General features: G+C 45.5%; 4 protein-coding genes. 3 read left to right on the top strand and 1 reads right to left on the bottom strand.

What is annotated here, in order from left to right:
* Together ACTHS3_RS09625 and ACTHS3_RS09620 are read left to right on the top strand one after the other, a co-directional pair.
* A partial coding sequence (locus ACTHS3_RS09625; protein WP_440367831.1) for an ATP-binding cassette domain-containing protein occupies positions 1-987 on the top strand: 987 nt, incomplete at its 5' end.
* A gap of 183 nt (positions 988-1,170) precedes the next feature.
* Positions 1,171-3,639 carry a calcium-binding protein gene (locus ACTHS3_RS09620; RefSeq protein ID WP_070625297.1) on the top strand — a complete coding sequence of 823 codons (2,469 nt, stop codon included), beginning with the start codon at positions 1,171-1,173 and terminating at the stop codon, positions 3,637-3,639.
* 94 nt (positions 3,640-3,733) lie between these two features.
* On the opposite strand, the gene ACTHS3_RS09615 is transcribed toward ACTHS3_RS09620, so the two are convergent.
* Complete coding sequence (locus ACTHS3_RS09615; RefSeq protein WP_004520574.1) at positions 3,734-4,951, bottom strand: D-alanyl-D-alanine carboxypeptidase family protein; 1,218 nt, start codon at positions 4,949-4,951, stop codon at positions 3,734-3,736.
* Positions 4,952-5,154: 203 nt separating this feature from the next.
* On the opposite strand from ACTHS3_RS09615, the gene ilvA reads away from it, so the two are divergent.
* On the top strand, positions 5,155-6,678 hold the full coding sequence (gene ilvA / locus ACTHS3_RS09610) for a threonine ammonia-lyase, biosynthetic (protein WP_004520573.1): 1,524 nt from the start codon (positions 5,155-5,157) through the stop codon (positions 6,676-6,678).
* Positions 6,679-6,683 lie beyond the last annotated feature (5 nt).

Below are 6,683 nucleotides of genomic sequence, written 5' to 3'. Positions count from 1 at the left end.
TTGAACGAAGTCTGCACACACATGGCGGATTTGGACTACAACACCATCACCATCTATCCGGGCAACTACGACGACTATATGCTCGCTTCTGCCCAGTCGCGTGAGCGCGCCCTGAAAGACAACGCCAAAGCCAAAGAGAAGCTGCAAGAGCTGCAAGAGTTTGTCGCACGCTTCTCTGCCAACAAATCCAAAGCCCGTCAGGCAACCAGCCGTCTGAAACAGGCAGACAAAATCAAATCGGAAATGGTCGAAGTCAAACCTTCTACCCGTCAAAACCCATATATCCGTTTTGAAGCCGACGAAAAAGCCAAGTTGCACCGTCAGGCTGTGGAAGTTGAAAAACTGGCCAAACGCTTTGAAACCCAGTTGTTTAAAAACCTGAACTTCATCCTTGAAGCAGGCCAACGCCTTGCCATCATCGGCCCGAACGGCGCGGGTAAATCTACCTTGCTGAAACTCTTGGCAGGTGCATACAACCCCGAATATTCAGACGACCTGTTGCCGGACGAAGGCACCATCAAATGGGCGGAAAAAGCCAGTGTCGGTTACTATCCGCAAGACCATGAAAACGACTTCGACGTTGATATGGATTTGACTGAATGGATGCGCCAATGGGGCCAGGAAGGCGATGACGAACAAATCATCCGCGGAACTTTGGGCCGCTTGCTTTTCGGCAGCAACGATGTCGTGAAAAAAGTGAAGGTTCTCTCCGGTGGTGAAAAAGGCCGTATGCTTTACGGCAAACTGTTGCTGTTGAAACCCAATGTCTTGGTTATGGACGAACCGACCAACCACATGGATATGGAAAGCATCGAATCCTTGAACATGGCGCTGGAAAAATACAACGGCACGCTGATTTTTGTCTCGCACGACCGTCAGTTTGTATCTTCATTGGCTACCCAAATCATCGAATTGGATGGCAAAGGCGGATATGAACACTACTTGGGCGATTACGAAAGCTATCTGGAGAAAAAAGGTTTTGTTTAAATCTTTACCAACAATCTAATAAGGCATTGAGATGCCGTCTGAAAATTTCTATATTTTCAGACGGCATTTTCTTTTCAAAATTAAACAATAGTATATTGAACTTTTATGCCAAAATTATGACTAATAAAAGCCTTTTACAAAAGAATAATTCAATATTACGATATTTTTGAAGGAATATATTAAATGGTAAACATTAAAACAGCAGTACCCAATGCCTCTCAATATGGTGCCAAACTTGGCTATACGACTTATGAGGCAGAACAAAGTGAACTGAAAAACGGCGTTGTTAAAAATGCCTCTTCTTCAGAGGCAGAACGCGCAACTGCCCGTGAAGCAAGCGGTCAGGCATATGTTGATTTGCCTACTAATGCATCTGTGTCATTTATTGCACAAGCAGATGCCAATGCCGTAACCATCCGTTATACCGTTCCTGACGGTGAAAGCGGTAAAGTTGAAGTCAAAGTCAATAATACAGTGATCGGTACTTTGGATTTGTCTTCCAAATCTAACTGGCAATATTTGGATAACTATACATATCATCCGAATGACGATATTAAAGTTCATGATACGCCTGCGGCAGATAGGCTTGCCCGCTTCCAATTTGACGAAGTCAGCCAATTATTTAAAGATGCCCATATCAATAAAGGAGATACAGTTACCATCACTAATCTCGACAGCACGCCCGTAGGCATTGACTTGATTGATTTGGAAAAGGCATCGGATGCCATTAGACAGCCTGAAAACAGTGTCAGCATTACTGATTTCGGCGCAATTGCCAATGACGGCTCGGATGATTACCAAGCATTTATGGCTGCGATTGAATCTGCCAAAGCGTCTAAAAAATCTGTTTACATTCCTGAAGGTCAATTTGATTTTTCACGACCGATTTCTCTTTATGTTCCTGATGGTATTAAGATTACCGGTGCAGGGCAATGGCACACTAAGTTACATTTTTTGAATACAGAAGCTGCTAAATACGATGATAAGGGTTATGCGAGCGGTGGCGGTGGTATTACTTTTGAACCCGGTAGTAAAGATATAGATTTGGGCAATCTCTCTATGGATTCAAATCTAAATTCAAGACATGATGAGAAAGCCAATTATAAAGGGATATCCGGCACTTTAGGTACTGGCTCTTCTATTCACGATATCAAAATTGAACATTTTGAAGTAGGTGTATGGATTGGGGATTATTCTAAAAACAAACCTTTAAATTACACTGATGGTTTGACTATCTCCAATGCCATTATTCGCAACAACTTTGCAGACGGCGTTAACTTTGCGCAAGGTACCAGTAATTCTACCGTTATCAATTCCAATATCCGCGGCAATGGTGATGATGGCTTAGCAACATGGTCAAGTCATCATGAGAATACCAATGCCCATGTTGCTGAAAATAACCACTTTTTAAACAATACCGTTGAATTAGGCTGGCGTGCGGCAGGTATTGGTATCTTTGGCGGCAAAGGTCATGAAGTAGCCAATAACCTTATCAAAGATAATGCCAATTGGGGTGGCGTACGCTTAAACACTGTATTCAAAAACAGCCATAATTTTGATTTCAATGATACGGGTATTTCCGTTCACGATAACTTACTGGTAAACAACGGGACTAATGCCGACACATATGGTCGTGTTAAAGGTTCTATCGATTTGGAAGAAGGCAGGGATTATGCTACTCCCGAAAAAGATATTTTGGGAGAACTCAACAATATCAAAATTGAAAATAACACTATTGTGAATAATCTTTCCGACCAAGAGATTACCAAAACCCGTAATCCTAAAGAAGGCAATATTCCGGAGCCTGTAAACGAGACTACATTAACCATCGAAAATAATCATAGCCTTTCGGTAGCAGAAAATACTTCTGCAAAAAATGTAGCGGAAATAGATGATCACAGTCTTACCCAAGCTGCGAATCATTTAGGTGCTGATAATATCATCACAATTACAGACAGCAGCCATGCTCTTGTCAGCGGCGGCGATGGCAATGACCGTATCAGAGGCGGTTTGGGCAATGATACGATTAACGGTGATTCAGGTAATGACATTATTTTTGGCTATGATGGAAACGATCGTCTCAATGGCGGTATGGGTAATGATTCTATACATGGAGGTAACGGCAACGATACTTTATGGGGTGAAAGTGGCAATGACCGTTTGAATGGCGGCGATGGCAACGATGTTTTATTTGGCGGACAAGGAACCGATTACTTGGTAGGCGGTAAGGGTGCCGATACTTATGTTTTCAGCCTTGGAGAAGGTAAGGATACGATTACCGATAATGTGGGCGAACATAATGCACTGCAATTTGGCCAAAATATCTCTGTTAATGACCTGCATATTGATGCCATCACTGATGTTCGAGGCAATATCGATTGGAAAATTACCGTTAAGGGATCAGAAGGGGACAGCATTACCATCAATGACCAATTCGTTTCCGGTAACACTAACAATGCCGTGATTGATACCTTCCGTTTCGATGAAGGCACATTGAGCCTGCAAGAGTTGATGGGTAGGTTGTCAGGTAATGACAATATCAGTAATTTGTCAGACGTCAATACGCATACTGACCGCATGAGCTACTCGTCTGTCGATACGGTTGATGTTCACGATGACACAGCATCTACCGCCAACGCTGGAATTATCTAATTAGCTGTCTTTTAGGCTGAATAAAGGCCGTCTGAAATCTGGCAAACAGGTTTCAGACGGCCTTTTTGTGGCTTATTTTGTTATGGTTGATTGTTTAACTGAATAAACCTTTAAACCACAACACAATCGCGTCCCACATACGGCGCAACCAGCTGCCTTCTTCCACGCCGGTTAGGGCGACGACGTCTTTTTCGGCAATGATTTTGCCGTCTTTCATGACTTTCAGTTTGCCCAATACTTGACCTTTTTCAATCGGGGCGAGGACGGGCTGAAGCGTTTCTAAGATTGGTTTGACGTTTTTGCCGGTATCGTGGGGAATGGTAATGTAAACATCGTCCAAGAAACCGATGTCTACGGCTTTGGTGCTGCCTTTGTAAACTTTGACTTGGGAAATCACTTCTCCGCCGTTGTAAAGTTTAGGCGTATCAAATGCCTGCAATGACCAGTTGAGCAGTTTGCTGCTTTCGCTTGCGCGCGCTTCGGTGGATTCGGCACCGGCAAGGATGGAAACAATACGGCGGTTGTTACGTTTGCTGGAAGCAGCAAGATGATAGCCTGCGCCTTCAGAATAGCCGGTTTTCAAACCGTCGATACTGCTGTCGCGATAGAGCAGAAGATTGCGGTTGGGCTGCTCGATATTATTGTATTTGAAAGATTTATTTGCAAACAAAGGATAGTATTTCGGATAGTCGTTGATCAGCGCGGCTGCCAAAATGGCCAAGTCGCCAACGGTTGAAACATGGCCGTTAGAAGAAATGCCGGTCGGGTTGTTGAAGTGGGTGTGCTTCATGCCCAAGCGTTTGGCTTCTTCATTCATTTGTTTGACGAATTCATCGATAGAGCCGTTACCGATGGCTTCTGCAAGGGTGATGGCGGCATCGTTGGCCGATTGGATGGTTGTCCCCTTAATTAAGGAGCTGACGCTGACAGGCACTTTTGGGTCGAGGAACATACGCGAACCTTCGACTTTCCATGCGGCATTGGAAACGGTCAGCATTTGGCTTGCTTCAAGTGTACCGTTTTCTAATGCTTTAAAGGCAAGGTAGGCAGTCATCATTTGCGTCAACGCGGCAGGTTCGATAGGCGCGTCGGCATTGTTGGATGCCAAGGTTTGCTTGCTGTGCAGGTCGGTAACGATGTAGGCGGTTGCCGCGATTTCCGGAGGCGTTGTCGGACTGTTGATGCTGTGCAACAATGGCTGCGGCTGTGCCTCGCCTTGTACGGCAGGTGCGGAGGCAACCGGGTCGGCGGCAAGGGCGTGGGTATTCAGGAGGGCAGCAAAAATTAAGCTAAGTAGCGTTTTTTTCATCATTGTTTGTAAATTTGAATATGGGTGGATACTGTTATCGAGTAAACAGTTTGGCATACTAAATAGATAGTAAGCGGACATTATACCGTTTCATTCAGGCTTTGCTAAGATTTTTCTTGCCTTCAGACGGCCTCAGGGGTATGGTTTTAACTTTTTCCTCAGGCCGATTCGGCCGAATGACAATTTATTTTCGAACACTGAATACCATGAACCATCCTCTTCCTCTTTCCGATTATCTGACCCGTATTTTGACCGCTTCCGTTTATGATGTAGCCGTAGAAACGCCTTTGGATTTGGCACGCAGTCTGTCAGGCCGTCTGAACAATCAGGTTTTGCTCAAACGTGAAGATTTGCAGCCGGTGTTTTCGTTCAAAATCCGCGGTGCGTACAACAAAATGGCGAAGCTGCCGAAAGAAGCTTTGGATTGCGGCGTGATTGCTGCCAGCGCGGGCAACCATGCGCAGGGTGTGGCTTTATCGGCGCAGTATTTGGGTTGCCGCGCCGTCATCGTGATGCCGGAAACAACGCCTAAAATCAAAATTGACGCGGTAAAGAGCCGTGGCGGCGAAGTGGTATTGAAAGGCGTGTCTTACAATGATGCCTATGATTATGCGATGGAGTTGGCCGAAAAGGAAAAGCTGACTTATATTGCGCCTTTTGATGATCCGGATGTGATTGCCGGCCAGGGAACCATCGGCATGGAAATCCTCCGTCAACACCGCAATATCAATGCGATTTTTGTTCCGATTGGTGGAGGCGGCTTGGCAGCAGGCGTAGCGGCGTTTATCAAACAAGTTTGTCCTGAAATTAAAGTGATTGGCGTGCAAACTGATGATTCTTGCTGTATGAAGCAATCGGTTGAGGCAGGGAAAATCGTACATTTGAAAGATGTCGGCCTGTTTTCAGACGGCACGGCGGTTAAAGTGGTGGGCGAGGAAACCTTCCGCCTGTGTAAAGAGCTGTTGGACGAAATTATTACGGTCAATACGGATATGTTGTGCGGCGCGATTAAAGATATTTTTGACGATACGCGTAGCATTACTGAGCCTGCGGGCGCATTGGCTCTTGCCGGCCTGAAGGCTTACGTTGCGAAAAACAATATCCAAGGTCAAAATTTGGTTGCCGTCACCAGTGGCGCCAATATGAACTTCCACCGCTTACGCCACGTTTCGGAGCGCAGTGAGCTGGGCGAGGGCAACGAAGGTATTTTCGCCGTTACCATTCCCGAAGAAAAGGGCAGCTTCCTGAAGTTTATCAATTTGCTGGGAAGCCGGAACATTACTGAGTTCAACTATCGCTACGGCAGCGATAAAAATGCGCATATTTTTGTCGGCTTGCAAACCGCCGGTGCGCAAGACTTGGCCGTCATCAGCAAACAACTGGCTGACGCAGGTTTGCCCAATGTCGATCTGACCAATGACGAAATCGCCAAAATCCATATCCGTTACATGGTCGGCGGACGTACGGAAAAAGTATCCAGCGAACGCTTGGTCAGCTTTGAATTTCCGGAGCGTCCCGGCGCATTGTCCCGCTTCTTGAACCATATGCGCGCCGAATGGAATATTACTTTGTTCCATTATCGCAATCATGGTGCGGACTACGGCCGTATTTTGGTCGGTATCGATGTACCTGAAAGCGACAATGAAGCCTTTGCCGACTTCTTGGAGAGCTTGGGTTATGTTTATAAAGAAGAAACCGATAATCCGGCTTATAAACTTTTCTTGGCTTAATCAGT

It is taken from the genome of Neisseria sp. P0009.S007, assembly GCF_051962515.1.
The sequence above is the reverse complement of the archived record's forward strand: the minus strand, read 5'-3'. Positions and strand labels throughout refer to the sequence as shown.

What these genes read in the sequence shown, in the direction of transcription:
- ACTHS3_RS09620 (WP_070625297.1), top strand. Translation starts at nt 1,171, where the DNA reads ATGGTAAACATTAAAACAGCAGTACCCAATGCCTCTCAATATGGTGCC.
- ACTHS3_RS09615 (WP_004520574.1), bottom strand. Translation starts at nt 4,951, where the DNA reads ATGATGAAAAAAACGCTACTTAGCTTAATTTTTGCTGCCCTCCTGAAT.
- ilvA (WP_004520573.1), top strand. Translation starts at nt 5,155, where the DNA reads ATGAACCATCCTCTTCCTCTTTCCGATTATCTGACCCGTATTTTGACC.